Source organism: Micromonospora sp. NPDC004540, assembly GCF_040610095.1.
In the GTDB taxonomy this organism is placed as follows: domain Bacteria; phylum Actinomycetota; class Actinomycetes; order Mycobacteriales; family Micromonosporaceae; genus Micromonospora.
The window spans coordinates 78842-103754 of record NZ_JBEXLR010000001.1 but is presented as its reverse complement, the minus strand read 5'-3'; the positions used below and the strand labels follow the sequence as shown (position 1 = coordinate 103754).

Genomic DNA, 24913 nt, shown 5'->3' with positions numbered 1-24913 from the left:
GTACGCTCGCCCGCATGGCCAACGACGCGGTTGCCGGCAGCCCGCTCCGGTTCGTCCCGCCGGCGCAGCCCGGGGCGACGGACGACCCGGTCCACGGCGTGCTGGCCGCGTTCACGACCGACCTGGTGACGGGGGTCGACGAGACCCTGGCGGCGTTCCTGGCCGCCGAGGTCGACGCGCTCACCGAGGTCGACTCGGCGATGGGCGGGTTCGCCGCGACGGCCCGCGACTATGTGCTGGCCGCCGGCAAGCGGGTCCGGTCGACCTTCGCGTACTGGGGCTGGCGCGGGGTGGCCGGCGGCGACGCGCCGCTGCCGTCGGTGCTGCCGGCGCTCGCCGCGCTGGAACTGTTGCACACCTTCGCGCTGGTGCACGACGACGTGATGGACGCCTCCGACACCCGGCGCGGCCGGCCCACCGCGCACCGGGCCGCCGCCGCGCGGCACCGGGCGGCCGGGTACACCGGCGACCCCGACCGGTACGGCGAGGCGGTCGCCGTGCTCATCGGCGATCTCTGCCTGGTCTGGGCCGACCGGCTGATGGCCCGCGCCACCGTGCCGCCGGCCCGGCTGCTCGACGTGCGCCGCTGCTACGACCAGATGCGGGTGGAGACCGTCGCCGGGCAGTTCCTCGACGTGCTCGGAGAGCACGACGCCGCGAACTGGTCGGTGGACCGGGCGCTGCGGGTGGCCCGCTACAAGACGGCCAGCTACACCGTCCAGCGACCGCTGCTCTTCGGCGCCGCCCTGGCCGGGGCCGAGGCGGACGCCCCGCTGATCGCCGCGTACACCCGCTACGGGCTGGCCGTCGGCGAGGCGTTCCAGCTCCGCGACGACCTGATCGGGGTCTACGGCGACCCGGCCACCACCGGCAAGCCGGCCGGTGACGACCTGCGGACCGGCAAGCCGACCGTGCTGCTGACGCTGGCCCGGCAACTCGGCGCCCCGGCCCAGCGCCGCGCCCTGGAGCGCGCCGGCGCGGTCACCGGGGCGGGCGAGGTGGCCCGGCTCGCCGACCTGGTCCGGGACACCGGGGCGGTGGCCCGGGTCGAACGGATGATCGCCGACCGGGTGACCGAGGCGCGGGCGGCGCTCGACACCGCGCCGATCGACGGCACCGCGCGCACCGCGCTGACGGGCCTCGCCACCGCCGCCACCATGCGGCGAGCATGATGGGCAACTTCGCGAGTAAGGGGGCCGGAATGCGCACCGTGAGCGGGCGTACCGACCGGGTGGTGGTCGTGGGCGCCGGGCTGGGCGGGCTGGCCTGCGCGCTGCACCTGGCCGGCAGCGGCCGGCAGGTGACCGTGCTGGAGCGCGAGCCGGTGCCGGGCGGGCGCGCCGGCCGGCTCGGCGTCGACGGGTACGAGTTCGACACCGGACCGACCGTGCTCACCATGCCCGACCTCATCGCCGAGGCGCTCGGCGCGGTCGGCGAGGAACTGACCGACTGGCTCGACCTGACCCCGCTCGACCCGGCCTACCGGGCCTGGTATCCGGACGGGTCGACGCTGGACGTCATCACCGATACCACCCGGATGGCCGCCGAGATCGCCCGGGTCTGCGGGCCCCGCGAGGCGGACGGCTACCTGCGCTTCGTCGACTACGCGCGGGACCTGTGGCGCTGGGAGCGGGCGGACTTCATCGAGCGCAACCTGGACGCGCCGACCGACCTGCTCACCGGCAACCTGCTCAGGCTGCTCGCCAACGGCGCGTTCCGACGACTCCAGACGAAGATCAACCAGTTCTTCCGGGACCCGCGTACCCAGCGGATCTTCTCCTTCCAGGCCATGTACGCCGGCCTCGCCCCGCACGACGCGCTGGCCATCTACGCGGTCATCGCGTACCTCGACTCGGTGACCGGGGTGTGCTTCCCGCGCGGCGGCATCCACGCGGTCTCCCGCGGGATGGCCGGCGCGGCGGAGAAGCACGGCGTGCAGATCCGGTACGGCACCACGGTGACCCGGGTGGAGACCGCGCACGGCCGGGCCACCGGCGTGGTCACCGCCGACGGCGAGTTCGTCCCGGCGGACGTCGTGGTGCTCAACCCCGACCTGCCGGTCGCCTACCGGGACCTGCTGCCGGCAAGTCGGCAGCGCAGGCTCACCTACTCGCCCTCCTGCGTGGTGCTGCACGTCGGTTCGACACAGGGCTACCGCCGGATCGCCCATCACAACATCCACTTCGGACGGTCCTGGAAAGGCACGTTCGACGAGGTGATCCGGCGGGGCGAGCTGATGACCGACCCTTCGCTGCTGGTGACGAACCCGAGCCGGACCGACCCCTCGGTGGCCCCGGCCGGCCGGCACACCTACTACGTGCTCGCCCCGGTGCCCAACCTCGACCGGGCACCCCTCGACTGGCCCGGCGACCTGACCGGCCGCTACACCGACCAGCTCGTGGCGACCCTGGAGGAGCGGGGTTACGTCGGCTTCGCCGACGGCATCGAGGTGCTGCGCACGGTGACGCCGGCCGACTGGGCGGCGCAGGGCATGGCCGCCGGCACCCCGTTCGCCGCCGCGCACAGCCTCTTCCAGACCGGTCCGTTCCGCCCGCCGAACCTGCACCGGACGCTGGGCAACGTGGTCTTCGTCGGCTCCGGCACCCAGCCCGGGGTGGGCGTGCCCATGGTCCTGATCAGCGGCAAGCTCGCCGCCTCGCGGATCACCGGGACGCTGTCGTGACGGCCCGGGAGAAGCACCTGGTCGAGCTGGTGGACGACGGCGGGCGCGTGCTCGGCGAAACCACCGTGGCCGCCGCCCACCAGCCACCCGGCCGGCTGCACCGGGCCTTCTCGGTGCTGCTCGTCGACCCGCAGGGGCGGATCCTGCTCCAGCAGCGGGCCGCCGTGAAGACCCGGTTCCCGCTGCGCTGGGCCAACGCCTGCTGCGGCCACCCACTGCCCGGCCAGTCGCTGGTCGAGGCCGCCAACCGCCGGCTCGCCGAGGAACTCGGCGTCGAACCGGTCGACCTCACCGAGGTCGGGGTGTACGTCTACTACGCCGAGGACCCGGCCACCGGTCGGGTCGAGTTCGAGTACGACCACGTGCTGCGCGCGGACGTACCGGCCGACCTGCCCATCCGGCCCGACCCGGACGAGGTCGCCACGCTGCGCTGGGTCGACCCGCGCGAGCTGGAGCGCGACCTGGACGTCGACCCCCGCACGTACGCGCCCTGGCTCGGCGGGGTGGTGAACCGGCTGCTGCGGCCGGCCCGTCCCGCCCCCGACGCGGCCCGGGCGGTAGCGCCGGCCGACGAGGCACCGGAGCGGTCGGGTGGCGGATGAGGCGCTGAGCGCCGGGGCCGTCGCCCGCCGGCTGGGGGTCGCGGTCACCACGCTGCGCACCTGGCACCAGCGCTACGGCCTCGGTCCCAGCGAGCACGTCCCGGGGCACCACCGGCGCTACACGCCCGCCGACCTCGCGCGCCTGGAGATCATGCGGCGGCTCACCGGGGAGGGGGTCGCCCCCGCCGAGGCCGCTCGCTGGGCCCGGCAGGCGCCGGCCGTCCTCCCGCCCGAGCAGCTCAGGACGAGAGGGCGGGCCACCGCGGTCCGGGACGGCGGCGGGACGACCATCCCGGTCGGCCGGGCCGGGCCGGTGGCCCGCGGCGTGGCCCGGGCCGCCATGCGGCTGGACTCGGTGGCGATCGGCGAGACCATCGCGCGCGCCCTCGACGCCGACGGTGTGGTGCGGACCTGGGACGGGCTGCTCCGGCCGGTGCTCGCCGGCATCGGCGAACGGCACGCCGCCACCGCCGGGCTGATCGAGGTGGAGCACCTCATGTCCCGGTGCGTCTCCGAGGCGTTCGCCTCCGTCGCCCGGGCGCATCCCACCGCCGGACCGGCCCGGATCCTGCTCTCCTGCGCCGATGAGGAACAACACACGCTGCCGCTGGAGGCGCTGGGCGCCGCCCTGGCCGAGGTCGGTGTGGGCTACCGGATGCTGGGTGCCCGGGTGCCGGTGCCCGCCCTCGTCGAGGCGGTCGACCGGACCGGCCCGGCGGCCGTGGTGCTCTGGTCGCACACGCGGTTCACGGCCGATCCGGACCAGCTCACCGCGGTGCTGGCCGCCCCGCGTCGCCCGCTGCTGGTGATCGCCGCCGGGCCGGGCTGGCGGGCCGACACGCTCCCCGCCGGGGTGGTCCGGCCGGTGAACCTGGCCGAGGCGGTCTCGCTGGCGGTGGCCGTACGGGACTCCCTGGACCAGTCGACCGCCGGGTGAGGGCCCCTCCCGATTCGGCGCGACGTCCACTACGGTCGGAAGTCCGCCCGACCCGACCCCCCCTCGGGAGCGACGATGCGTCCACGCGCCGTGCTGGCGTTCGCCCTCGGCCTGGTGCTCCTCCTCACCGGCTGCGGCGAGCCCGGCAAGACCCCGGCCCAGGCCGGCGCCCCGCCGTCAGCTTCGGCCGTCCCGACGCCGAAGCCCACCCCCCGGCCCAGCCCGAGCCGCACCACCCCGCCGAAGCCGAAGCTGCGCCCGCTGCCGAAGACCCTGCCCGCCGGGCTGCACCGCGCCAGCGGCGACCGGGGCGTGGCGCTCACCTTCGACGACGGGCCGGACCCCCGGTACACCCCGCAGATCCTCGACCAGCTCCGGGCGGCCCACGTCACGGCGACCTTCTGCCTGGTCGGGAAGCAGGCCCGGCGCTACCCGCAGCTGGTGGCCCGGATCGTCCGCGAGGGTCACCAGCTCTGCAACCACAGCTGGCGGCACGACATCAACCTCGGCCGGCGGCCGCTCGCCGAGATCCGGGCCGACCTGGTCCGGACCAACCAGGCCATCCACGCGGCCGCGCCGCGCGCGCCGATCACGTGGTTCCGCCAGCCCGGCGGCCGGTGGACGGCCGAGGAGGTGACCGTGGCCCGCCAGCTCGGCATGCGCCCCCTGCACTGGAGTGTCGACCCGCAGGACTGGGACCACCCGCCGGCGAAGACGATCATCAAGCGGGTCACGGCGGCGACCCACCACGGCTCGATCGTGCTGATGCACGACGCGGGCGGTGACCGCACCCAGACGATGGCCGCCTGCCGGCACCTGATCCCCGACCTCAAGCGGCGGTACGGGATCTCCCGGCTCCGGTGAAACCGCCCCTGACCTGCGGTTTCTCCCGCCGTTGTGCCCGTGGCCATACCGGTTTGGCCGACCGAGGAGGCATGGCATATGCTTCTCATGCCTCCGGCGGGGCCGGATGGGAGCAAGTCCGCTTGATGTTGCGAGTGTGCAATGATGGCGGGGCCGCCCTCATCGTCTAGCGGCCCAGGACGCCGCCCTTTCAAGGCGGTAGCACGGGTTCGAATCCCGTTGGGGGCACGGTCCGGCTCAGGCCGGATGCAACACCAGCCAGGTCCTGTGGAGCAGTTGGAGTGCTCGCCGCCCTGTCAAGGCGGAGGTCGCGGGTTCAAGTCCCGTCAGGACCGCAAGCGCTGACGCCGCGCCCTTCACGCGCGGCGTTCTGCGTATCGGCCCATGCGGTAGCATGAGCCGAGCGGCACGGCCAGGTAGCTCAGTTGGTACGAGCGTCCGACTGAAAATCGGAAGGTCGGCGGTTCGACCCCGCCCCTGGCCACATAGCCTTTCGCCGGGCTACAGAGATCCCCACCAGCGGAAACGTCGGTGGGGATCTTGCTGTTTGCGCAGTTGCGCACGCCGCGTCGGCTGACTGCCCCAACAGCGCCAGGGGGTCAGGGGCGCGGGTCGGGGTTGGTCTGCGCTACCGCTTCGGGCGGTGCTGGCCCATGCCGCTCTGGATCGCCTCCCAGACGCTCCGGCCGGCCTGCAACAGGGTCTCCCCGGCCTGGCCGGCGAGCTGGACCGGCCCGGGCGGGCCACCCGCACCCTTCTCCTCCCCCTCCGGCTTCCCGCCCGCGGGCGGTTTCCCCGGCTCCGCGGTCTTCCCCGGGCCAGGCTTTCCGGGTCCGGTGGTCGCCCGGCCGGTCGACGGCCCGCCGGCACCCTCGCGCGACGGGCCACCCTCACCGCCGGGCCGCCGACCCTCGCCAGCCGGGCCACCTTCGCGGCGAGGCTGCCCACCCTCGGAGGATAGGCCACCTTCGCGACCGGGCTGCCAACCCTCGCGGGACGGGCCGCCGCCCTGACCGGTCGACGGGCCGCCCTCCCGGCGGGCGCCGGCGGTCTCGGCACCGCCCCCCTCACGACCGGACGGCTGCCGGCCACCACCGCCCGTGGACGGGCCGGCGCCCCCGGCGCCCGAAGGTGGCTTTGCCTGTCCCTGGTCCCCGGTCGGCGGCTCGGGGGCACGCGCCCCGGTGGGTGCCCCCGGGGTGGGCGGGGTGGGCTGGCCGACGCCCTCCCGCAGTGCCCGGTCGGCCACCGCGCCGACCGTCCCGATCCGCTGCCCGCTCGCGCCCACGACGGGCTCGCCGGCGAGCCGCTGCGCCGCCCGATTCACGTCGTCGATGTCGCCGCCGATCGAGCGGGCCAGCGCCTCGATCAGGTGCGGGTTCCGGTCGAGGGTGGTCAGTGCGCGGTCCAGGATCTGCGCCAGCTTCTCCAGGCGTACCTTGAGCAGCGCCTCGGCGCTGACGCCGGTGACGTCCAGCTCCACGCCCTCCAGGTGCACCCGGACCCCGGCGTCGAGCTGGAGCAGGTTGGCCAGCCGGGCGCGCAGCGACAGGTCGGCGTCGAGCCCCTCGACGGACAGCCGGATCTGGTCGACCGTCACCTCCGGGACATCGAGCAGGACGTCCGGTTCCGACTCCCCGGCGCCCCGCTGGGCGAGCCGTTCGCTCGCCGGGTCCCGCCTGCTCCCCGCGCTCTCGCTCATGCTCTCCGCTCCCCGCTAGCCCCGCCCGCCTGGGCCGGATCAGCCGCGGTTACCCGGTTTCCGGCCCGGCATCCCTGGTGGTCCGGGACGTCCCTGAGAAAGACGGCAAAGGCACGGCCTGGAACCGGTCTCCCGGTCTCCGGAAGCGGGCAAACCTGGAAGCTGCACAGCGAGGCATCAGCCGGTATGGTCCGGGCCTATGGGACAGGGGATGGCCGATCCGGATGAGGTCCGCCAGGAATTCGACCGTTTCTCCCTCCGCAGCACCCTCTTCGCCCCTGCCTCCGCCGACCGGGCGTACGACGTGTTCACCGGGTCGCTGGCCGACTGGTGGGTACGCGAATACACCTGGTCCGGGCCGGAGGCCCTGGCCGAACTGGGCATGGAGCCCCGGGCCGGCGGCATGCTCTACGAGATCGGCCCATACGGCTTCCGTGGCGACTGGGGCCGGGTGCTGACCTGGGATCCGCCCCGGCGGCTGGTCTTCACCTGGCAGCTCGGGCCGGACCGGGTGCCGGTGCCGGATCCGGCGCGGGCCAGCGAGGTCGAGGTCCTCTTCGAGCCCGAGGGGCCGGAGCTGACCCGGGTCGACGTCGAGCACCGCTACTTCGACCGGCACGGCGACGCCGCCGAGGGCTATCGCAAGGCGCTCACCGCCGGCTGGCACGAGCTCCTCTGCCGCTACCTGGCCACGGTCGCCCGCACCACCGACTGACCGCGGCGAACAGCCACCGACGCCTGGTCGCCCGCATCAACGACTGACCGCAGCGGGTCAGCCTCCGATGCCCCTGGCCGGGGTCCCGGCCCCGGTCACGCCGGTGCCCCCGAGGTCGGCCCGGCGACCCGCGGCCGCGCCCGGACCGAAGCCGGAGCCCGCGAGCCGGCGGCGCGGGGCGGTACGCAGCCGCGGGTACACCTCGGCGAGCCGGCGCTGGACCCGGTCGGAGCGGTCGGCGAGCACCAGCGCCACCGAGGGCGCACCCGACTCGGCGACGGCGCCGGCCTCGGCCGTACGCAGCCGCTCGGCGACCACGTGCGCGAAGCCGGCCAGCCAGGTACGCCGGTAGGCGGCGGGATGCTCCCCGGCCGGTACGGCCGCGCCCGCCAGCCCGTGTGCGGCCTGCACGAGCAGCGAGGTGAAGAGCAGGTCGACCCGTTCCAGGTCGCTGGCGAAGCCGAAGAGGTGCATGTCGAAGCCGCTGCCCTGCCGGCGGCGTACGCAGCGGCAGCGCAGCGGGTCGGCGACCGCCGCCAGCAGGCCGGCCTTGTCCCGCGCGTACGGGGCGACCACCTCGACCACCCGGTCGCCGACCGGGTCGGTGGCCGGCTCGCGGGCGGCGAGCAGCGCCCGGTCGACGCCGTAGCGGGCGATCAGTTCGGTGGCCTTGGCCATGAAGGCGGCCGACTCGGCGGGCGTGCAGGCCGGGTCCTCGGCCTGGGCGAGCAGCTTGCGGACCTTGCTCAGCATCGCCTCGGACATGCACCAGAGCTATCACAGCGGCGGGGCCCGGACGGGACGAGGCCGCGCCGGAGGGTCAGCCGGCCCGGCTGCGCAGCGTCGCGACCGTCGAGCCGGCGAGGGTGAGCAGGCAGTCGGGCAGCAGCCCGTCGGCCGCCGCGGCCCCGAACAGCGCCTCGCCGGTGTCGGCGTCGTCGTTGGCGTAGGCGCTGACGAAGCGGGCCACCCATCGGGTGTCGTAGTCGGCCTGGTCGATGCCGGGGAAGTCGAGCGCGGCCCCGCCCCCGGGCGCGTCCTCGCCGAGCATGGTGGCGGCCAGGCACCAGGCCACCCCGTACGCCCCGGCCAGCCCGGAGCGGTCCACCACGGCGTCGAAGGTGCCCACCACGCCGTCGCCGTCCCCGGCCAGCGCCGAGCGGAGCACGGCGGTCGCATCGTCCAGCGTCTGCTGTGCTTCGTCGGTCACCTGCCGAACAGTAGTTCCGGAGGTCAAGCGGTGACCCCGGAACGGCCCAGCCATCACGCAGAGTGATACCGGCAGTCGGGGTGCCGACGGACCGACCTCCACGGTCCCGCACTCGGCGTCGGCACGCTAGTGTGCGCAGCGGACCCTCGCCGGAGGAAGGACGACAATGCTCAGAACTCGCGCGTCGCGTGCGGCCCTGTCCACGGCCTGCGCGGCGCTCCTGCTCGCCACCAGCGCCTGCGGGAGCGACAAGCCCGAAGAGGCGGCCGCCACCCAGGTGCGCCTCTACGGCACCGACGGCAACATGCAGAACTCGTACGTCGACGCCCTGAAGGACCGCGCGGACCTTCTCAACGGCATGAAGGGCACCACCCCGCTCACGCCGCTGCCCGAGAGCTTCAAGGATCGGCTACGCACCGTAGACCCGAAGCTCAAGGACTACCTCTACTCGGCGGAGACCTACGACGCGATCGTGATCAGCGTGCTGGCCGCCCAGGTCGCCGGCACGACCGAGCCGGACGCGATCGCCAAGCAGATCGTCGGGGTGACCACGAGCGGCCAGCGCTGCGAGGAGGTCACCACCTGCCTCCAGCTCGCCCGCGCGGGCCAGGACATCGAGTACCGCGGGGTGTCGCTGAACCGGGCCGGGTTCACCGACGTCGGCGAGCCGGCCGCCGCCAGCTACGCCACCCTGCACTTCGACGACCAGCAGCTCGACGACGGCAAGACCGAGTTCGTCGGCGCCGGGGACGAGTCGGGGGCGAGCACCAAGACTCCGCCGCGGGGCAGGAAGTCGCGTCCGGCCAAGTCCTACAAGGAGGACGGCTCCCCGCTGGTACTCGGCGGCCTGCTGCCGAAGACCGGTGACCTGGCGCTGGCGTACCCGCCGATGGCGGCCGGCGCGGCGCTGGCGATCCGCGAGATCAACGCGGCGGGCGGCGCGCTCGGCGAGCCGGTGGTCTGGATCGACGGCGACGACGGCACCGACCCGAAGGTGGCGAAGGCGACGGTGGCCTCGCACGTCCAGCAGGGCGTGCACGTCATCATCGGTGCCGGGGCCTCGGGCATCTCCCGGGCCGTGCTGCCCGACGTGGTGGCCGCCGGCCGGATCCTCTTCTCCCCGTCGAACACCGACGCCGGGCTGAGCAAGGTGGACGACAAGGGCCTCTACTTCCGCACGGCCCCGTCGGACATCCTCCAGGGCCGGGCGCTCGCCGACGTGATACTGCGCGACGGACCGCACAAGATCACGATCGTCGCCCGTAAGGACTCCTACGGCGAGGGCCTCCAGGAGAACGTCCGCGCCGAGCTGGAGCGGGCCGGCATGGGCGCCGACAAGGTCAAGCTGCTTTCGTATGTGCCCCCGGAGGGCGCGTCGGCGCCGCCGGTGGACTTCTCGTCCGGCGCCAGGGAGATCAAGGACTACGGTGCGGACGCCGTGCTGGTGATCGGCTTCGGTGAGTCGGCGCGGGTGATCACCGCGCTGGCGGACGCCGGGGTGCAGATCCGGCACTGAGACGACGACGAGGGCCGCACCGGGAATCCGGTGCGGCCCTCGTCGTGTCCGCGAGTCAGCGGGAGCGGCGCCGCTCCAGGAACTCGGTCATCCGCCGGTGCTTCTCCTCGTCCTCGAAGAGCACCGCCTGGCTGAGCAGATCGAGCTGCGGGTGGGCGGCCGCCGGGGCGTCCACCGCCAGCTTGGTCAGCCGCAGCGCCAGCGCCGAACCCTTGGCCATCTCGTCGAGCAGGCCGTGCGCGGTGGGCAGCAGCTCCGCCGGCTCGGCCACCACCCGGTTGACCAGCCCGATCCGCAGGGCCTCGTCCGCGTCCACCCGCCGGCCCGTGAAGAGCAGCTCCTTGGCCCGGGCCTCGCCGACCAGTGCGGGCAGCCGGTAGGTCGCGCCGGCGCCGGCCAGGATGCCCAGCCGCACCTCGGGCTGGCCGAACACCGCACGCGCCGTGCACACCCGCAGATCGCAGGCGTACGCCAGCTCGGCGCCGCCGCCCAGCGCCGGGCCGTCCACGGCGGCCACGGTGGGCATCGGCAGCGCCCGGATCCGGGCGAAGGCGCCCTGGTTGATGGCGGCCAGCGCGTCCAGCCGGCCGCGTTCACGGAGCTGGGCGATGTCCGCGCCGCCGGCGAAGATGCCTTCCGTGCCGCCGGTGAGCAGCAGCAGGCGAGGCCGCGCCTCCAGCTCGGCGCAGACGGCGTGCAGCTCGGCGATCAGGTCCACGTCGATCGCGTTGCGCTTCTCCGGCCGGTCCAGGGTGACGACCAGCCGGTCCGGCAGCTCCTCGATCCGCAGCCCGCTCACTGCTTCACCCCGCCTTCCCAGGTGTAGAACCCCTGGCCCGACTTCTTGCCCAGCCGGCCGGCGGCCACCATCTCCTCGAGCAGTGGCGGCGGCGCGAACCGGTCCCCGTACGCGGCCTGGAGAGTGCGGGCGATGTCGAGCCGGACGTCCAGCCCGACCAGGTCGGTCAGCTCCAGCGGACCGACCGGGTGCCGGTAGCCGAGCACCATCGCCTTGTCGATGTCGGCGGGGCTGGCCACCCCGTCGGCGACCATCCGGATCGCCTCCAGGCCGAGGGTCACGCCGAGCCGCGAGGTGGCGAAGCCGGGCAGGTCGCGTACGACGACGGGGTCCTTGCCCAGCCGGCCGGCGAGCGCGACGGCCGCCTCGGTGGTCGCCGGCGCGGTGGCCGGGCCGACCACGACCTCGAGCAGCGCCATCGCCCAGACCGGGTTGAAGAAGTGCAGCCCGATGAAGTCGGCGGGCCGCGCCAGCCCCTCGGCCAGCTCGGCGATGGGGATGCTGGACGTGTTGCTGCCGAGCAGGGCGGGCCGGCGACCCTCGGCCTCGGAGAGCACGGCCCGCTTGAGGTCGAGCCGCTCGGGGACCGCCTCCACGATCACGTCGGGGCCCTCGGCCACCTCGGCGAGCCCGGCCCGCAGGGTGACCCGCTCGCGGTTCGCCGTCGCCGCCTCGGCGGTCAGCTTGCCGCGCTGCACGCCGCGCTCCCACAGCTCGCCGAGCCGCCGCACGGCGTCGGCGCCGCGCGCCGGGTCCACCTCGACCAGCTCGACCGCGTACCCGGCGCCGGCCGCCACGTACGCGATGCCGAGGCCCATGGTGCCGGCCCCGACGACCACAAAACGACCACTCATCGATGTCCCTTCGCCGCGGGCGGTGACGGGCGGGGTCTCCGCCGCGCCGGACCGTCCGCTCGCTCGCTCCTGGGTGCGACCCTATGCAGGGCCGGCCCGCGGGGCATGCGTGGGGGCGCGCCGGATCGGGTACAGACGGCCGTCGACGCCGAGGGAAGGATCGAGATGAGCCAGGAACCGGAGAGCGTGGAGAGCACCGAGACCGTGGAGACCCGCGGCGACGAGCGGGTGGACCTGCTCCGCGCGGACACCAACAACGACGGGAAGACCGACGTCTGGGTGGTGGACACCGACGGCGACGGGAAGGCCGACCTGTTCCAGTTCGACACCGACGGCGACGGCAAGGTGGACATCACCATGGTCGACATCGACGAGGACGGCACCCCGGACGAGGTGGTCGACGGCGACGGCGGCCTCCCGCCGGAGCAGACCACCCCCACCGTGCAGGTCTGACGCGTACGCCGGCGGGCGCCCCGGGCCGGTCCCGGGCGCCCGCCGGCTTCAGGCCAGCCGCAGCGTGGCCAGGTAGTACGGGTGGTCCCGGTCGTCCACGTCGACCAGTCGCCACGGTGAGCCGTGGACCAGCTCGGCGAACTCCTCGACCGAGCACACCAGATAGTCGAACCACTCGGTGCCGAGCAGCCGGTAGCGCAGCCGCAGCCGGAGCTGCCCGCCCAGCCGCCCCCGCCGCCGGTTCAGCTCGTGGTAGCCGGTGTGCACCGGGTCGGTGGTGCCGTACGGATCGGTGCCGTGCGCGATGACCTGCGCGCCGGGGTGGGCCAGCGCGGCGAGCGCGGCCAGCAGGGCGGGCGCCCGTTCCCGGCCCTCGAACAGCCCCAGGTTGTTGCCGAGCAGCAGGAAGGTGTCGTAGCGCCGGCCGTCGGCGACGTGCTCGTCCACGGTGCCGAGCACCAGGTCGCGTACGCCCCGGTGCCGGCTGACCCGCAGCGCCCCGGCCGAGGTGTCCAGCCCGGTGACCGGGACGCCGCGTTCCTGGAGGTGCAGCGCGATCCGGCCGCCTCCGACGCCGATGTCCAGCACCTGCCCGTGCACCCGCTCCACGGCCCGGTGGTCGTAGGGCTGCCACCGCTCCGGCGGGTCCAGGTAGTGCTCGGCGGGGGCGCCGTTGACCAGCCCGTCGTCGCGCTCGATGATCTCGATGACCGGCCGGGGCAGCCGCCCCCCGACCAGCGGCCGGGGCCCGATCCCGGTGCTGACCGCGTAGGCGTCGCGGATCATCTCGCCGAACACGTCGCCGATCGTGGGTTCCCCGGTCACGGACGCTGCGCTCACGGCGATCACGCTATCCGGGCTCCGTCCGCCTGTCGCGGTCGTATCCTGAGCGGCGTGACAGACCTGGACCGCCTGGCGGCGGAGAAGTACGTGCTGCTCACCACGTTCCGCAAGGACGGGCGGGCGGTGCCGACTCCGGTGTGGGCGGTGCGCGACGGCGAGGCGCTCGCGGTGTGGACGGTGTCGGACTCCGGCAAGGTGAAGCGGATCCGGCGCGACGGCCGGGTCACGGTGGCCCCGTGCGACGTGCGCGGCCGGCCGCACGGCGAGGCGGTGCCGGGGCACGCGACCCTCAGCGGCCCGGAGGCGACCCGGCGGATCCGGAGCCTGCTCAAGCAGAAATACCGGCTGATCGGCCGGCTCAGCCTGCTGGGCAGCCGGCTGCGCCGGGGTGAGGGCGGCACGGTCGGCCTGCGCATCGTGCTCGACTGAGCCGACCCCGGACACGATCGAGGGCGGCGGATCGTCGCTGTCGCGACGTCCCACCGCCCCTGCTCGGAACGCCTGAGAAACGTCCGGGTCGTCAGTCCCCCTGACGCTGCTGGGGAATCTGCCCCTGCAGCAGGGCCCGAACCTCCGACTCGCGGTAGCGGCGGTGGCCACCGAGGGTCCGGATGGCGCTGAGCTTGCCAGCCTTGGCCCACCGGGTCACCGTCTTCGGGTCGACACGGAACATCGACGCCACCTCGGCCGGCGTGAGTAGCGGCTCTGGTTCGTGCGTTCGCGATGCCATCGGGGTCACTCCTCCACATGTATAGACATCGGCCGGGGTCCCGCCGGCCGACGCGCCTCCCATGGTCCGGCTAGTCCCCGATGTCCGACATGGGCCGAACGGCCGAAGGTCCCTAGACGGACGGATGAACCATGCCCGATTTTTACGACTTTTATGCCGCAGAAAGTACCTTATTCGGACTCATGATCACGGGTCGTGATGCGTCAGCTACGAGACACTCTCGTATCGAGAGGTCCCAACCCGGACAAACCAGTCCCTAGTTGCAGCGCTCCAGCAGCTGCACGGCGCGCCACCGGGCGACCAGCTTGTCGTACGCCGCCGACGCCTCCTCCGCCTCACCCCGGGAGAGCCCGGCCAGCCCGGTCGCGACCAGCTCGGTCGAGTCGTCGGCGGCGAGCGTCTCGTCCGGCAGCAGCTGCACGAGGCCGCCGTAGTCCAGCTCCACCACGGAGCGCGGGTGGAACTCCTCCAGCCAGCGGGCAGCCTCCTCGACCGCCTCGGTGATCGGGGCCTCGCCGACCGACTTGCGCAGCACCGACAGCGCCCGGGAGGAGCGGCGGCGCGCCTTGGAGATCTCCGTCCGGTAGCGCAGTGCCCGCCGCTCCGGCTCGGTGACCAGGTGCCGTTCCTGCGAGTCGAAGAGCACGAACCAACGCAGCGGCACGCCCCAGGTGGCGATCTGCTCGTGCACCCGGGGCACTCCGTGCTCCAGCACCCGCGCCCCGCTGCGCCAGTCCTCCACCACCGCCTTGGCCTGGCCGGCCAGCACCGGCGGGACGAACGCGTCGGCCAGCACCGAGGGCACCCCGTCGCGGGCGCTCAGCGCCGCCTCGGCGACCCGGATCCGCAGGTTCCACGGGCAGACCAGCAGGCTGTCGTCGGTCTCCAGGACGTACGCCTCGTCGGGCAGGTCGGGCAGCCGGGTCCAGCCCGCGCCCAGCGCCTCGATCACCGCGGTCCGCTGCCGGACCGGCCCCTCCAGCGGGGCGACCGCCCGGCCCTCGTTGACGTAGCGGCGCCAGAAGGACTGGCGGTCGCGATCGAAGGCGGTCAGCGGCTCGTACACGCGCAGGTATGAAGCGAAGAGCGACGGCACGGCGCGATCCTCCCACGAGACGGGACTTGTCCGCCGCCGCCACCACGAGGCGCCGTGACGTGCGCGACAGTACGGCTGCGGCCGATATTAGGCTCAGCAGCACCGGCACCATCCCGCCGGCGTGCCATCAGGTTTCCGCGCCCCACAAGGGCGCACACCGACACAGGAGTCAGCCATGGGCGTTTTCGCCAGCACCGACGACCCGGGATCCACCGGTCACGAACAGGTCGTGTTCTGCCAGGACAAGCAGTCCGGCCTGAAGGCGATCATCGGGATCTACTCCACCGCGCTGGGCCCCGCGCTCGGCGGTACCCGGTTCTACCCGTACGCCAGCGAGGAGGCGGCCCTCGCCGACGTGCTCGACCTCTCCCGGGGCATGGCGTACAAGAACGCTCTGGCCGGCCTCGACCTGGGCGGCGGCAAGGCGGTCATCTGGGGCGACCCGGAGCAGGTCAAGAGCGAGGCGCTGCTGCGCGCCTACGGCCGCTTCGTGGAGTCCCTGGCCGGGCGCTACTACACCGCCTGCGACGTGGGCACCTACGTCGCCGACATGGACGTGATCGCCCGGGAGACGAGCTATGTCACCGGCCGCAGCGTCGAGCACGGCGGCGCCGGCGACTCCTCGGTCCTCACCGCCTGGGGCGTCTTCCAGGGCATGCGGGCCGCCGCCGAGCACGTCTGGGGCGCCCCGACGCTGGCCGGCAAGCGGGTCGGCGTGGCCGGCCTGGGCAAGGTCGGCAAGTACCTCACCGGCCACCTGCTGGAGGATGGCGCCGAGGTCGTGGCGACCGACGTCAACCCGAAGGCCCTGGAGTGGGTGCGCGCCACCCACCCGCAGGTCACGCTGGTCGACGACACCGCGGCGCTGGTCGCCGCCGACATCGACGTGTACGCGCCGTGCGCGCTGGGCGGCGCGCTGAACGACGACACGGTGCCGGTGCTGCGCGCGAAGGTGGTCGCCGGGGCGGCCAACAACCAGCTCGCCCACCCGGGCATCGAGAAGGTCCTCGCCGACCGGGGCATCCTCTACGCCCCGGACTACGTGGTGAACGCCGGTGGTGTGATCCAGGTCGCCGACGAGATCGAGGGCTTCAACTTCGAGCGGGCCAAGCTGCGGGCCACCCGGATCTTCGACACCACCCGGGAGATCCTTCGGCTCGCCGACGACGAGGGTGTCCCGCCGGCGGTGGCCGCGGACCGGCTCGCCGAGCGGCGGATGGCCGAGGTCGGCCGGCTGCGCACCATCCACCTGCGCTGAACGTCACCCGGGGGCGGGCCGCCGGCTCCGCCCCCGGGCCGCGGCGCGGCGGGCTCCGGCGTTAAGCTGGAACTTGGGATGCTTCGTACCGGTTTGACCGCTGTCACGGCCGGTCCCGGCGTCCGCTCCTTACCGGGTACACTTTGTGACGGCCGGATCACTGCGACGCGCAGGGCCGGTTGACGGTAACCCGAGGTGCCGAACGGTGGCATCCCCATGTACCGTAAGAGCCACGAGAGATGCCTGACGTCATCGGGGCCCGCCTTCGGGCTGCCCCGCATTCTGTGCGAGGGGGTCGAGCCATGGGGCGCGGCCGTGCTAAGGCCAAGCAGACGAAGGTGGCCCGGGAGTTGAAGTACCACTCCCCGAACACCGACCTCACCGCCTTGCAGCGCGAGTTGGCGGGTGCTGGTGGGAAGTCTGAGCAGCACTTCGACGACGACTACAAAGAGTATGTCGACGACGATGATGAGGATCACGCGGACGACGACCCGGACACCTGGGCCCGTCCGACCCGCTGACCTCCGGTCGCATCTGAGCACGCGGTGACTCCCCGCGTGCTCACGCATGTGCCCATCCAACGCGGCGCGCCGACGATCAGGGGCCTCGCCGTCCCGGACCCACTCCGGCCGACCGGCGGGTCCCTGATCGTCGACGCGTGCCCTCAGCGGGGCCGGTTGTTCCAGTTGTAGAACGTCGGGATGTTCTCGAAGTGGTTCCAGGCGCACACCGCGCTGGCGCCGTCGCCGCCCGACACCTCCGCCCGCAGCAGGCGCGCGGCCTCGGCCTCGTGGAGAAGCGCGGTCAGTCCGACGGCGGCCTCCCGCACCCGGTCCGCGACGGGATCGGGCCCGGCTCCTCCGACGCGCTCAGGCTGCCGGTGACTCGTGGTCTCGGGCATGCTCCAACACTCCCTCCAGTAGGCGGATCTTGCTGTTGCGGCAGTGCTCGGTCTCCGTACCGTCGAAACGCCCCAGCTCGAAGTAGCGGTTGGCCGCGTGGCCCCCGCCGCAGAAGCCGAAGTAGGGGCAGGACGACCGGCACGCCTCCACGCCGGTGAGGAACTCGCGCACCCAGGGGGTCCGCCCGGCGCCGGCCAGGATCTCGGCCAGCGGGGTCGTCAGCACGTTACCGCTGCTGAAGTCGCCGTAATGCGGGTCGGTGAAGCCGGCCAGCTCCGGGGAGAGCACCACCACCGACCCGTCGTGGGCGACCGTGGGGATCGGGTCGAGGCGGCGGGGCAGCAGGTCGTCCGCCGCGCCGGCCAGGACGGCTCCGGCGTACCGCAGCGACCACTCGACCTCGCGCAGGTGGATCCGGGGATCCCGGCGCCAGGCGCCGACCAGCTCCGCCCAGAACCCGGTCACCGCGGCCGCGTCCCGGGCGTTCGTGCGGGTGTTGACGCCCTCGGTCTCCTCGATGTTGATCCCCAGCACGTCGCAGCCGAGCTCGAGGAAGTAGTCGTAGAGCTCGGTGGCCAGCCCCGGCTCCGGCCGGGAGACCACGGCCAGCGCCGAGAACGGCAGCCCGTGCCGGCGCAGCGCCGCCACCCCGGCCAGGATCCGGTCGTACGCCGGCCGGCCGCCCCGGGTGACCCGCTCGCCGTTGCGGTCCCGGGGGCCGTCCACGCTCACGCTGACCCGGATCCCGTGCTCGGCGAAGAACCCACACCAGGCGTCGTCGATCAGCGTGGCGTTGGTCTGGACGTGGTGCTCCACCCCTGGCCCGAACGGGGCCAGCAGGGCGGCCAGATGGTCCCGACCGGCCGCGAGCGGCTCCCCGCCGTGCCAGACCACCGAGAAGCGCCCGGAGGCCGCCCAGGGCCGCACGGAGGCCGCCACCGCCTCGGCGACCGGCACCGGCATCCGCCGGTCCGCCGCGCGCAGCGGCAGGTAGCAGTAGACGCAGTCGAGGTTGCAGAGCGTGGTCGGCTGCATCACCACGTACGAGGGGACGGCGGCGATGCCCCGCATTCCGGTGTGCGTGCGCGCAGCCATCAACCCTCCCCCGCCTAGCCTGAACTGCCCTTCAGGCTAGGCGGCGGTGGCTACTCGGGTGAACCCCCGATCAGGTGCCCGGATGATCACCAGAGAGTGATCATCCGCGGGTGTGCTGGCCGATCATCTGCACGTTGCCGGAGCCCTCGATGATCTCGCCGGCCTGCCAGGCGTCGACGCCGCGGCCGGTCAGGGTGGCCAGCGCGCGGTCGGCGTCCTCGGCGGAGACGACGGCGAACATGCCGACGCCCATGTTGAAGGTCGCCTCCATCTCCGGGTCCTCGATCCGGCCCTTGGACTGGATCAGGTCGAAGACCGGCTGCGGCTTCCAGGTGGAGCGGTTGACCACCGCGTCGACGTGCTCGGGCAGGACCCGGACCAGGTTGCCCGGGATGCCGCCGCCGGTGACGTGGGCCAGCGCCCGCACCTCGGCCTCGGCGATCAGCTTGAGGCAGTCCTGCGCGTAGATCTTGGTGGGCGTGAGCAGCTCCTCGCCGAGGGTCCGCTGCCGGCCGAAGTCGTCGATCACCACGTCGAGCCGCATCCGGCCCGCGCCCAGCAGCACGTGCCGGACGAGCGAGTAGCCGTTGGAGTGCAGGCCGGAGGAGCGCATCGCGATCACGACGTCGCCCACCTCGACCCGCTCGGAGCTGAGGATGTCGCTCTCCTCCACCACGCCCACGCCGGTGGCCGAGATGTCGTACTCGTCGGGGCGCAGCACACCCGGGTGCTCGGCGGTCTCGCCGCCGAGCAGGGCGCAGCCGGCGTAGCGGCAGCCGTCGGCGATGCCGGCGCCGATCTCGGCGACCTTGTCCGGCACGACCTCGCCGGTGGCGATGTAGTCGAGCAGGAAGAGCGGCTCGGCGCCGCACGCCACCAGGTCGTCGACCACCATGGCGACCAGGTCGATGCCGACCGTGTCGTGGATGTCGAGCTGCTGGGCGATCACCAGCTTGGTGCCCACGCCGTCGGTGGAGGAGGCCAGGATCGGGTTCTTGTATTTCTTGGTGTCCAGCCGGAACAGGCCGGCGAAGCCGCCCAGGTCACCCATGACCTCCGGGCGCCGGGTCTGCCGGACCTTCGACTTCAGCAGCTCGACCGCGCGGTCGCCCGCCTCGATCGACACCCCGGCGTCGGCGTACGAGACCGAGCGTTTGCGCTGCGTACGGCCGGTCCCCGCCGACCAGGGCTGGCGGTCGCCGCCGGCGCCCGTCGGGCTGGATCCTGCGCCGCTGCGCTCGGACACGTGCGTCACGGTTCTCCCCTTTGTGGTTCCGCGGGACCGGTTGCGGCGGCCCCGCGTCGGTGGTGCTACGGGCGGTTGCTCGGCGTGGCGACGAGCGCGGCGGTGGTTGCTGCGGTGGCCTCGGACGCCTCGGCGGCGACCCGGCGACCCACTCCTTCGAGCACGTGTTTGCCGATCAGGTTCCCGGCCGGCAGCTCGATCGGGTATTCCCCGTCGAAGCACGCCCGGCAGAGCCGGGTCTTCGGCTGCTCCGTCGCGGCAATGAGGCCGGGGAGCGATACGTAGCCCAGCGTGTCGGCGCCGATCGACCGCCGGATGCCCTCGTTGTCCAGCCCGTTGGCCAGCAGCTCGGCGCGGGTGGCGAAGTCGATCCCGTAGAAGCAGGGCCAGCTGACCGGCGGGGAGGAGATCCGGACGTGGACCTCCAGCGCCCCCGCCTCGCGCAGCATCCGCACGATGGCCCGCTGGGTGTTGCCCCGGACGATCGAGTCGTCCACCACCACCAGGCGCTTGCCGCGGACGTTCTCCCGCAGCGGGTTGAGCTTGAGCCGGATGCCGAGCTGGCGCAGGGTCTGCGAGGGCTGGATGAAGGTGCGCCCGACGTACGGGTTCTTCATCAGGCCCTGGCCGTAGGTGATGCCGGACTCCTCGGCGTAGCCGATCGCCGCCGGCGTGCCGGACTCCGGCACCGGGATGACCAGATCGGCCTCGACCGGGTGCTCCTTGGCGAGCTGGCGGCCGATCTGCACCCGGGCGGAGTGCACGTTCCGGCCGGCGATGGTGGCGTCCGGGCGCGCGATGTACACGTATTCGAAGAGGCAGCCCTTGGGCTCCGGGGCGGCGAACCGGCTGGACCGCAGCCCGTCCTCGTCGATGGCGATCAGCTCGCCCGGCTCCACCTCGCGGACCACGCTCGCGCCGACGATGTCCAGCGCGGCGGTCTCGCTCGCCACCACCCAGCCGCGCTCCAGCCGGCCGAGCACGAGCGGGCGGACGCCGTGCGGGTCGCGGGCCGCGTAGAGGGTCGACTCGTCCATGAAGACGAAGCTGAACGCGCCGCGGAGCTGGGGCAGCAGCTCCAGGGCGGCCGCCTCGACGGAGAGGTCGGGGCGGCTGGCCAGCAGCATGGTGACCAGCGAGGTGTCGTTGGTCGAGCCGTCGGAGTCCACGCCCCGCTCGGCCACCTCGCGCTGGAGCTCGGCGGTGTTGACCAGGTTGCCGTTGTGGGCCAGCGCGATCGTGGTGCCGGCGCTGGTGGCCCGGATGGTCGGCTGGGCGTTCTCCCAGGTCGACCCGCCGGTGGTCGAGTAGCGCGCGTGGCCGATGGCCACGTGCCCGCGCAGGCTGGCCAGGGTCGGCTCGTCGAAGACCTGGGCGACCAGGCCGAGGTCCTTGTAGACCACGACGCCCGAGCCGTCGCTCACCGCGATGCCCGCGGCCTCCTGGCCACGGTGCTGGAGGGCGTAGAGCCCGAAGTAGGTCAGGTTGGCGACCTCCTCCCCGGGCGCCCAGACGCCGAAGACGCCGCACGCGTCCTGGGGGCCGGGTCGCTGGGGGTCAAGGTCGTGGCTCAGCCGGCCATCGCCTCGGGGCACCTGCCGCTCCCTCTTGCTGGGGTCTGGACTGGCCTGGGCGGAGGTCGGGGGGCAAGCTCCGCACGGTGGGCCGGGGACCGTCGTCGCCTCACAGTGTACGCGACCAGCGGTCGACACCGACAGTCACGATCCGCCCGCTGAGCGTGAACGTGCGCGCCGCGTCCCCGCAGCTAGAGCGGGAGGTGCTCGGAGAGGTCCGCCCGGATGCCGGACACCCGCACGCGACCCTCGGTCACGGCCTCCGCCCAGCCGAGACGGCCGGTGGCGAGCGCCACCCAGGTCGCCGGGTCCATTTCCACCACGTTCGGGGGCGTTCCACGGGTGTGTCGCGGCCCCGCCACGCACTGCACCGCGCCGTAGGGTGGAACCCGCACCTCCACCGATCGGCCGGGGGCGCGCTCCGCGAGGACGGCCAAGAGGGTACGGACCGCCTCCCGGAACACCGGCCGATCGGGCGTACGCCCCTCATCCAGCGCCGTCAACGTTGCCGCTACCGCGGCGGAATAAGTGTGCGGAGAGGACACGACGGGACGATACGACCCGGCAGCATCCCGCTCGACGCTGGCCCTGGGTAGAGATGAGCCAGCCAGACAAGGCATAGTTGCCGACGGCGTATTCGTACCGTGAGTGATCACCCGGCCGGACCGGCCGGCGGGGAGATCAGACCCGGAAGGCGGTGGACGTGTCAACACACCGACGTGCCTGGAAGCAGCGGGCCGGTGTGGTCGTAGCGCTGGTCTTCGGCGCGCTGCTCGCCGTCCCCGCCACACCCGCCCTCGCGGCTCCCAACATCGGCAACGTGTCGGCCTCGCCGAACTCGGTGGAGGCCGGCGGTTCGGTCAAGGTGACCTACAGCCTCAACTTCACCGACCCGCTGTCCAGCGCCGACGTCTCGGTCACCTCCAGCAACCCGAAGCTCAACTGCGTCGACGGCTGTTCCCGGGGCCGGGTGAACCAGAACGGCACCTTCGACGCCACCTTCCGGGCTGCCTCCGACGCGCCGAACGGCTCCGCCACGATCACGATCAAGGCGACGGATTCCAACGGGCCGAACAAGCAGGAGGAATCCGCCACGGTGACGGTGACCCTGGTCGCCAAGGCTCCTCCTGCCCCGCAGACGGTCAAGTCGGTCTCCGGCAAGGTGGTCGCCGCGGCCAACGGCGACCCGGTGACCGGCGCCGTCGTGATGCTCCGCGACAGCCAGGGCAAGCAGCGCCAGACCAGCACGGACGGTAGCGGCAACTTCCGGTTCAGCGGCTCGGCCTCGGACCCGATCGCGCCCGGCCGGATCGACCTGGGCGCGAACAAGGACGGCAAGATCGGCACCAAGTCCTTCGACGCCGCGGCCGGCCAGTCGGTGACCGGGCAGCGGATCAGCGTGCCGGTCCAGGTCGAGGCCAGCCCCAGCCCCACCCCGTCGGCGAGCGAGGAGCCCCTGCCGAGCGACGAGGCGACCGACGAGGCGACCGACGAGCCGGCCAGCGACGCCCCCGCCGCCCAGCAGCCCGCCGCCAACGAGGACTCAGGCGGCTTCAGCTCCTGGCTGCTCATCCTGCTCGGCGGCCTCTTCGTCGCCGTCGGTGTGGGCACCATCGTGCTGCTCTACATGCGCCGCAAGAACGAGGACGGCGACGGCGACGGTGACGGCCCGCACGGGCCGGTCGGCCCCGGTGGCCCGGGCGGAGCGGCCGGCGCGGTGCCGGGTGCCCGGGGTGCCTACCGGGGCGCGGACGACCAGACCCGGGTGGTGAACGGCATGGGTGCCGGTGCGGCGCCGACCATGGTCGGCGGCACCTCGCTCAGCGACGCGCCGACCATGATGCACCGCCCGGTCGTGGACGACGTCCCGCCGGACCCGTACGGCGCGCCGCCCGGGCCCTCCTACGGTGTCGGGGCGGGCCAGGCCGGCTGGGCCGGGAACGGCTACGGCGACGAGGCTCCCAACCAGGGCGGCTACGGCGGCGGCAACAACGGCTACGGCAACGCCCCCTCCTCGGGTGGCGGCTACGGCACCGCCCCGTCGTCCGGCGGCGGCTACGGCAGCCGGGACTACGGTGCCGGCGGCCACCCGACCGCGCAGGGCGGCGGCTACGGCAACGAGCGCTACGACGAGCCCACCGGCCGCTACACCGGTGACAGCACGCAGTACGCGCCGCCGGCCGACCCGTACCCGACCAGCACCTACCAGCCGGACCAGGGCCGGGGCTACGACCAGCCCGGCCAGGGCCAGTACGGCCGCGGCCCGGAGCAGGGCGGCAACGCCTACGGCTCCGGCGGCGGCTACGGCGCCCCGGCCGGCGGCTACGACAACGGTCCCGCGGGCGGCTACGACAAGGGCCCGGCGGGCGGCTACGACAAGGGCCCGGCGGGTGGCTACGACGGCGGCCAGACCGGCAGCTACGACAGCCGCCAGGGCGGCTACGACGGCGGCCAGCAGGGCGGCGGCTACGACGGCGGCCGGCAGGGCGGGTACGACGGCGGCCAGCAGGGCGGCGGCTACGGCCAGCAGGGCGGCTACGACGGTTACGACCAGCGCGGCGGCTACGGTGGCGGCGACGGTTACGGCCAGCCCCAGCAGGGCGGCTACGGCCAGCAGGGCGGCTACGGCCAGGAGCAGCCGCCGCAGCAGCGCGGCGGTGGCTACGACAACCAGGGTTACGACCAGGGCGGCTACTACGCCGACCCGGCCGAGGCCGGCCGGGGACGACCGGACGCCCCGCAGGACCGCGGCGGTCGCCGCCTGGACTGGCTGGACGACTGACCGCCGGGGCGCGAGCGCCCCGACCGAGCACGACGAAAGTGGCCGCCCGGCTGAGCCGGGCGGCCACTTCGCGCAGGGCGGCCTGGCGGGCGACCATCGGCAGCAGTGGCCGGCTGGGCGCGCAGGCAGCGGCTCACCATGTGCCGGCTTCCCCGGGCGGCGCCGCTGACTCGTTCACGTCATCAAGTTCGTAGCCGCCGCCGAGCGGCACCCCGACCGCCGGACGGGTGGCGAGCCGGGCCGTCGAGGAGCATGCCGGGAGCCCTGGCGACCACCGTCGCGAGGGTGTCGCCGGCCTCAGGCGGGGGCGAAGTAGCCCTGGCGCAGCACCGGCACCACGTCGGAGACGCCGACCTCGACGGCGACCGCCACGTCCTCGGCGAAGCCGCCCTCGACGAGTTCCCGGCCGGAGACGCAGCCCCGCACGGCCGCCGGCACGTCGGGCGTGCTGGCCAGTGCGGCCAGGGCCATGGCCGCCTCCACCGAGAGCCCGCCGGGCACCCCGGAGAGGGCGTCCAGCACGCTGGCCGCCCCGAGCTGGTCCTCCACGCCGGGGCGCAGGGACCCGTCCGGCCAGCGCTCACCGGCGGCCACCACACCCACGGGGGCGTCGGTCGAGCCGTACCCCTGCGCGCGGAGCCAGCGCCCGACGGCGGGCGCGTTACGCAGGCAGGCCGCGACCACCGGCACGCCGGTGGCGCTCGCGGCGGCGCTGATGGCCGAGCCGTTCGGCGACGGCAGCACCAGGTCGGCGACGACCGGCGCGGTCCGCAGTGCCGCCGGGGAGAGCGACCACGGGTGTTCCGGGGTCGTCTTCCGGCGGCCGACGGCGGCCACGGCGCCGACCCGGCGGGCGTAGTCGGCGGCCTGCTCGCCCCACGGGAACGGGTGCACCCGCATGCCGCGGCTGACCGCCACCTCCACGGCGGTGGTGAACGAGAGCACGTCCACCACCACCAGGGCGGCGCAGACCCGGCCGAGCTCCGCGGCCCCGCTCAGCCCCCAGTCGAACCGAGCGCCGGTGCCGGGTTGGGCGAAAACGGCCAAGGCCA

The 24913-nt window shown here is 73.8% G+C and carries 26 protein-coding genes and 3 tRNA genes; 15 read left to right on the top strand and 14 right to left on the bottom strand.

Annotation, left to right across the window (positions count from 1 at the left end; genetic code table 11):
- The first annotated feature begins 14 nt into the window (after positions 1-14).
- The 8 genes from ABZV78_RS00525 (at position 15) to ABZV78_RS00490 (ending at position 5570) form a co-directional block, all read left to right on the top strand.
- Entirely contained in the window at positions 15-1172 is a 1158-nt protein-coding gene (locus tag ABZV78_RS00525) for a polyprenyl synthetase family protein (protein ID WP_355634623.1), read from the top strand.
- Positions 1173-1201: 29 nt separating this feature from the next.
- A complete protein-coding gene (crtI, locus tag ABZV78_RS00520; protein WP_355634622.1) occupies positions 1202-2683 on the top strand; it encodes a phytoene desaturase family protein in 1482 nt (493 codons plus the stop codon).
- A complete protein-coding gene (idi, locus tag ABZV78_RS00515) occupies positions 2680-3285 on the top strand; it encodes an isopentenyl-diphosphate Delta-isomerase (protein WP_355634621.1) in 606 nt (201 codons plus the stop codon). Before crtI ends, idi begins: the two co-directional genes overlap by 4 nt.
- Positions 3275-4222, top strand: coding sequence for a MerR family transcriptional regulator (locus ABZV78_RS00510; protein ID WP_355634620.1), 948 nt, complete (start codon positions 3275-3277; stop codon positions 4220-4222). The genes idi and ABZV78_RS00510 overlap by 11 nt, the downstream gene beginning before the upstream one ends.
- 75 nt (positions 4223-4297) lie before the next feature.
- Positions 4298-5086 (top strand): polysaccharide deacetylase family protein, encoded by a 789-nt coding sequence (locus ABZV78_RS00505; protein WP_355634619.1) that lies wholly within the window; start codon positions 4298-4300, stop codon positions 5084-5086.
- Positions 5087-5241: 155 nt separating this feature from the next.
- Positions 5242-5314: transfer RNA gene (locus tag ABZV78_RS00500), tRNA-Glu, on the top strand.
- A gap of 33 nt (positions 5315-5347) precedes the next feature.
- Positions 5348-5421, top strand: a tRNA-Asp gene (locus tag ABZV78_RS00495).
- 75 nt (positions 5422-5496) lie between these two features.
- Positions 5497-5570: transfer RNA gene (locus tag ABZV78_RS00490), tRNA-Phe, on the top strand.
- Positions 5571-5714: 144 nt separating this feature from the next.
- Here the strand turns inward: ABZV78_RS00490 and ABZV78_RS00485 are convergent.
- Positions 5715-6788 (bottom strand): hypothetical protein, encoded by a 1074-nt coding sequence (locus ABZV78_RS00485; RefSeq protein WP_355634618.1) that lies wholly within the window; start codon positions 6786-6788, stop codon positions 5715-5717.
- A 199-nt stretch (positions 6789-6987) separates the two neighbouring features.
- Here ABZV78_RS00485 and ABZV78_RS00480 point away from each other — a divergent pair, with 199 nt between their 5' ends.
- Entirely contained in the window at positions 6988-7503 is a 516-nt protein-coding gene (locus ABZV78_RS00480) for an SRPBCC family protein (protein WP_355634617.1), read from the top strand.
- 57 nt (positions 7504-7560) lie between these two features.
- Here ABZV78_RS00480 and ABZV78_RS00475 read toward each other — a convergent pair whose 3' ends face one another.
- Together ABZV78_RS00475 and ABZV78_RS00470 are read right to left on the bottom strand one after the other, a co-directional pair.
- Entirely contained in the window at positions 7561-8268 is a 708-nt protein-coding gene (locus ABZV78_RS00475; protein ID WP_355634616.1) for a DUF2786 domain-containing protein, read from the bottom strand.
- A 55-nt stretch (positions 8269-8323) separates the two neighbouring features.
- Positions 8324-8713: a hypothetical protein gene (locus ABZV78_RS00470; protein ID WP_355634615.1), complete on the bottom strand. Its 390-nt coding sequence runs from the start codon at positions 8711-8713 to the stop codon at positions 8324-8326.
- A 166-nt stretch (positions 8714-8879) separates the two neighbouring features.
- On the opposite strand from ABZV78_RS00470, the gene ABZV78_RS00465 reads away from it, so the two are divergent.
- Positions 8880-10229, top strand: a complete 1350-nt coding sequence (locus ABZV78_RS00465; protein ID WP_355634614.1) for an ABC transporter substrate-binding protein — start codon at positions 8880-8882, stop codon at positions 10227-10229.
- A 55-nt stretch (positions 10230-10284) separates the two neighbouring features.
- On the opposite strand, the gene ABZV78_RS00460 is transcribed toward ABZV78_RS00465, so the two are convergent.
- On the bottom strand, positions 10285-11028 hold the full coding sequence (locus ABZV78_RS00460; RefSeq protein ID WP_355634613.1) for an enoyl-CoA hydratase/isomerase family protein: 744 nt from the start codon (positions 11026-11028) through the stop codon (positions 10285-10287).
- Positions 11025-11882 carry a 3-hydroxyacyl-CoA dehydrogenase family protein gene (locus ABZV78_RS00455; protein WP_355634612.1) on the bottom strand — a complete coding sequence of 286 codons (858 nt, stop codon included), beginning with the start codon at positions 11880-11882 and terminating at the stop codon, positions 11025-11027. The genes ABZV78_RS00460 and ABZV78_RS00455 overlap by 4 nt, the downstream gene beginning before the upstream one ends.
- 165 nt (positions 11883-12047) lie before the next feature.
- Between ABZV78_RS00455 and ABZV78_RS00450 the strand changes: the two genes are divergently transcribed.
- On the top strand, positions 12048-12335 hold the full coding sequence (locus ABZV78_RS00450; RefSeq protein WP_355634611.1) for a hypothetical protein: 288 nt from the start codon (positions 12048-12050) through the stop codon (positions 12333-12335).
- A gap of 48 nt (positions 12336-12383) precedes the next feature.
- On the opposite strand, the gene ABZV78_RS00445 is transcribed toward ABZV78_RS00450, so the two are convergent.
- Positions 12384-13160: a class I SAM-dependent methyltransferase gene (locus ABZV78_RS00445; protein ID WP_355634683.1), complete on the bottom strand. Its 777-nt coding sequence runs from the start codon at positions 13158-13160 to the stop codon at positions 12384-12386.
- Positions 13161-13229: 69 nt separating this feature from the next.
- Here ABZV78_RS00445 and ABZV78_RS00440 point away from each other — a divergent pair, with 69 nt between their 5' ends.
- Positions 13230-13607, top strand: coding sequence for a PPOX class F420-dependent oxidoreductase (locus tag ABZV78_RS00440; RefSeq protein WP_355634610.1), 378 nt, complete (start codon positions 13230-13232; stop codon positions 13605-13607).
- Positions 13608-13698: 91 nt separating this feature from the next.
- On the opposite strand, the gene ABZV78_RS00435 is transcribed toward ABZV78_RS00440, so the two are convergent.
- A complete protein-coding gene (locus ABZV78_RS00435; protein WP_007073996.1) occupies positions 13699-13908 on the bottom strand; it encodes a BldC family transcriptional regulator in 210 nt (69 codons plus the stop codon).
- A gap of 256 nt (positions 13909-14164) precedes the next feature.
- Positions 14165-15004, bottom strand: a complete 840-nt coding sequence (locus tag ABZV78_RS00430) for a hypothetical protein (RefSeq protein WP_355634609.1) — start codon at positions 15002-15004, stop codon at positions 14165-14167.
- A 175-nt stretch (positions 15005-15179) separates the two neighbouring features.
- Here ABZV78_RS00430 and ABZV78_RS00425 point away from each other — a divergent pair, with 175 nt between their 5' ends.
- Positions 15180-16262, top strand: coding sequence for a Glu/Leu/Phe/Val dehydrogenase (locus tag ABZV78_RS00425; protein ID WP_355634608.1), 1083 nt, complete (start codon positions 15180-15182; stop codon positions 16260-16262).
- A 302-nt stretch (positions 16263-16564) separates the two neighbouring features.
- Entirely contained in the window at positions 16565-16783 is a 219-nt protein-coding gene (locus tag ABZV78_RS00420) for a DUF3073 domain-containing protein (protein ID WP_091668151.1), read from the top strand.
- Between the two features lie 143 nt (positions 16784-16926).
- Here ABZV78_RS00420 and amcA read toward each other — a convergent pair whose 3' ends face one another.
- The 5 genes from amcA to ABZV78_RS00395 form a co-directional block, all read right to left on the bottom strand.
- Complete coding sequence (gene amcA / locus ABZV78_RS00415; protein ID WP_355634607.1) at positions 16927-17163, bottom strand: multiple cyclophane-containing RiPP AmcA; 237 nt, start codon at positions 17161-17163, stop codon at positions 16927-16929.
- Entirely contained in the window at positions 17132-18235 is a 1104-nt protein-coding gene (gene amcB, locus ABZV78_RS00410; RefSeq protein WP_355634682.1) for a cyclophane-forming radical SAM peptide maturase AmcB, read from the bottom strand. Before amcB ends, amcA begins: the two co-directional genes overlap by 32 nt.
- Before the next feature lie 124 nt (positions 18236-18359).
- Complete coding sequence (gene purM / locus ABZV78_RS00405) at positions 18360-19514, bottom strand: phosphoribosylformylglycinamidine cyclo-ligase (protein WP_355634606.1); 1155 nt, start codon at positions 19512-19514, stop codon at positions 18360-18362.
- A 56-nt stretch (positions 19515-19570) separates the two neighbouring features.
- The gene (gene purF, locus ABZV78_RS00400; RefSeq protein WP_355634605.1) at positions 19571-21100 is read right to left on the bottom strand and encodes an amidophosphoribosyltransferase; all 1530 of its coding nucleotides are present in this window, start codon (positions 21098-21100) and stop codon (positions 19571-19573) included.
- A 170-nt stretch (positions 21101-21270) separates the two neighbouring features.
- The gene (locus ABZV78_RS00395; RefSeq protein ID WP_355634604.1) at positions 21271-21624 is read right to left on the bottom strand and encodes a sterol carrier family protein; all 354 of its coding nucleotides are present in this window, start codon (positions 21622-21624) and stop codon (positions 21271-21273) included.
- A 158-nt stretch (positions 21625-21782) separates the two neighbouring features.
- On the opposite strand from ABZV78_RS00395, the gene ABZV78_RS00390 reads away from it, so the two are divergent.
- Positions 21783-23861: a carboxypeptidase-like regulatory domain-containing protein gene (locus tag ABZV78_RS00390; RefSeq protein WP_355634603.1), complete on the top strand. Its 2079-nt coding sequence runs from the start codon at positions 21783-21785 to the stop codon at positions 23859-23861.
- A 297-nt stretch (positions 23862-24158) separates the two neighbouring features.
- Here the strand turns inward: ABZV78_RS00390 and ABZV78_RS00385 are convergent, their stop codons facing one another.
- Positions 24159-24908, bottom strand: coding sequence for a 2-phosphosulfolactate phosphatase (locus ABZV78_RS00385; protein WP_355634681.1), 750 nt, complete (start codon positions 24906-24908; stop codon positions 24159-24161).
- Between the last annotated feature and the right edge of the window lie 5 nt (positions 24909-24913).

Excerpts from the sequence above, each read along its gene's own strand:
- amcB (WP_355634682.1), bottom strand. The coding sequence starts at position 18,235 with ATGCGGGGCATCGCCGCCGTCCCCTCGTACGTGGTGATGCAGCCGACC.
- ABZV78_RS00475 (WP_355634616.1), bottom strand. The coding sequence starts at position 8,268 with ATGTCCGAGGCGATGCTGAGCAAGGTCCGCAAGCTGCTCGCCCAGGCC.
- amcA (WP_355634607.1), bottom strand. The coding sequence starts at position 17,163 with ATGCCCGAGACCACGAGTCACCGGCAGCCTGAGCGCGTCGGAGGAGCC.
- ABZV78_RS00480 (WP_355634617.1), top strand. The coding sequence starts at position 6,988 with ATGGGACAGGGGATGGCCGATCCGGATGAGGTCCGCCAGGAATTCGAC.
- ABZV78_RS00420 (WP_091668151.1), top strand. The coding sequence starts at position 16,565 with ATGGGGCGCGGCCGTGCTAAGGCCAAGCAGACGAAGGTGGCCCGGGAG.
- ABZV78_RS00425 (WP_355634608.1), top strand. The coding sequence starts at position 15,180 with ATGGGCGTTTTCGCCAGCACCGACGACCCGGGATCCACCGGTCACGAA.
- crtI (WP_355634622.1), top strand. The coding sequence starts at position 1,202 with ATGCGCACCGTGAGCGGGCGTACCGACCGGGTGGTGGTCGTGGGCGCC.
- ABZV78_RS00485 (WP_355634618.1), bottom strand. The coding sequence starts at position 6,788 with ATGAGCGAGAGCGCGGGGAGCAGGCGGGACCCGGCGAGCGAACGGCTC.
- ABZV78_RS00435 (WP_007073996.1), bottom strand. The coding sequence starts at position 13,908 with ATGGCATCGCGAACGCACGAACCAGAGCCGCTACTCACGCCGGCCGAG.
- ABZV78_RS00505 (WP_355634619.1), top strand. The coding sequence starts at position 4,298 with ATGCGTCCACGCGCCGTGCTGGCGTTCGCCCTCGGCCTGGTGCTCCTC.
- ABZV78_RS00450 (WP_355634611.1), top strand. The coding sequence starts at position 12,048 with ATGAGCCAGGAACCGGAGAGCGTGGAGAGCACCGAGACCGTGGAGACC.
- ABZV78_RS00455 (WP_355634612.1), bottom strand. The coding sequence starts at position 11,882 with ATGAGTGGTCGTTTTGTGGTCGTCGGGGCCGGCACCATGGGCCTCGGC.
- ABZV78_RS00465 (WP_355634614.1), top strand. The coding sequence starts at position 8,880 with ATGCTCAGAACTCGCGCGTCGCGTGCGGCCCTGTCCACGGCCTGCGCG.
- ABZV78_RS00525 (WP_355634623.1), top strand. The coding sequence starts at position 15 with ATGGCCAACGACGCGGTTGCCGGCAGCCCGCTCCGGTTCGTCCCGCCG.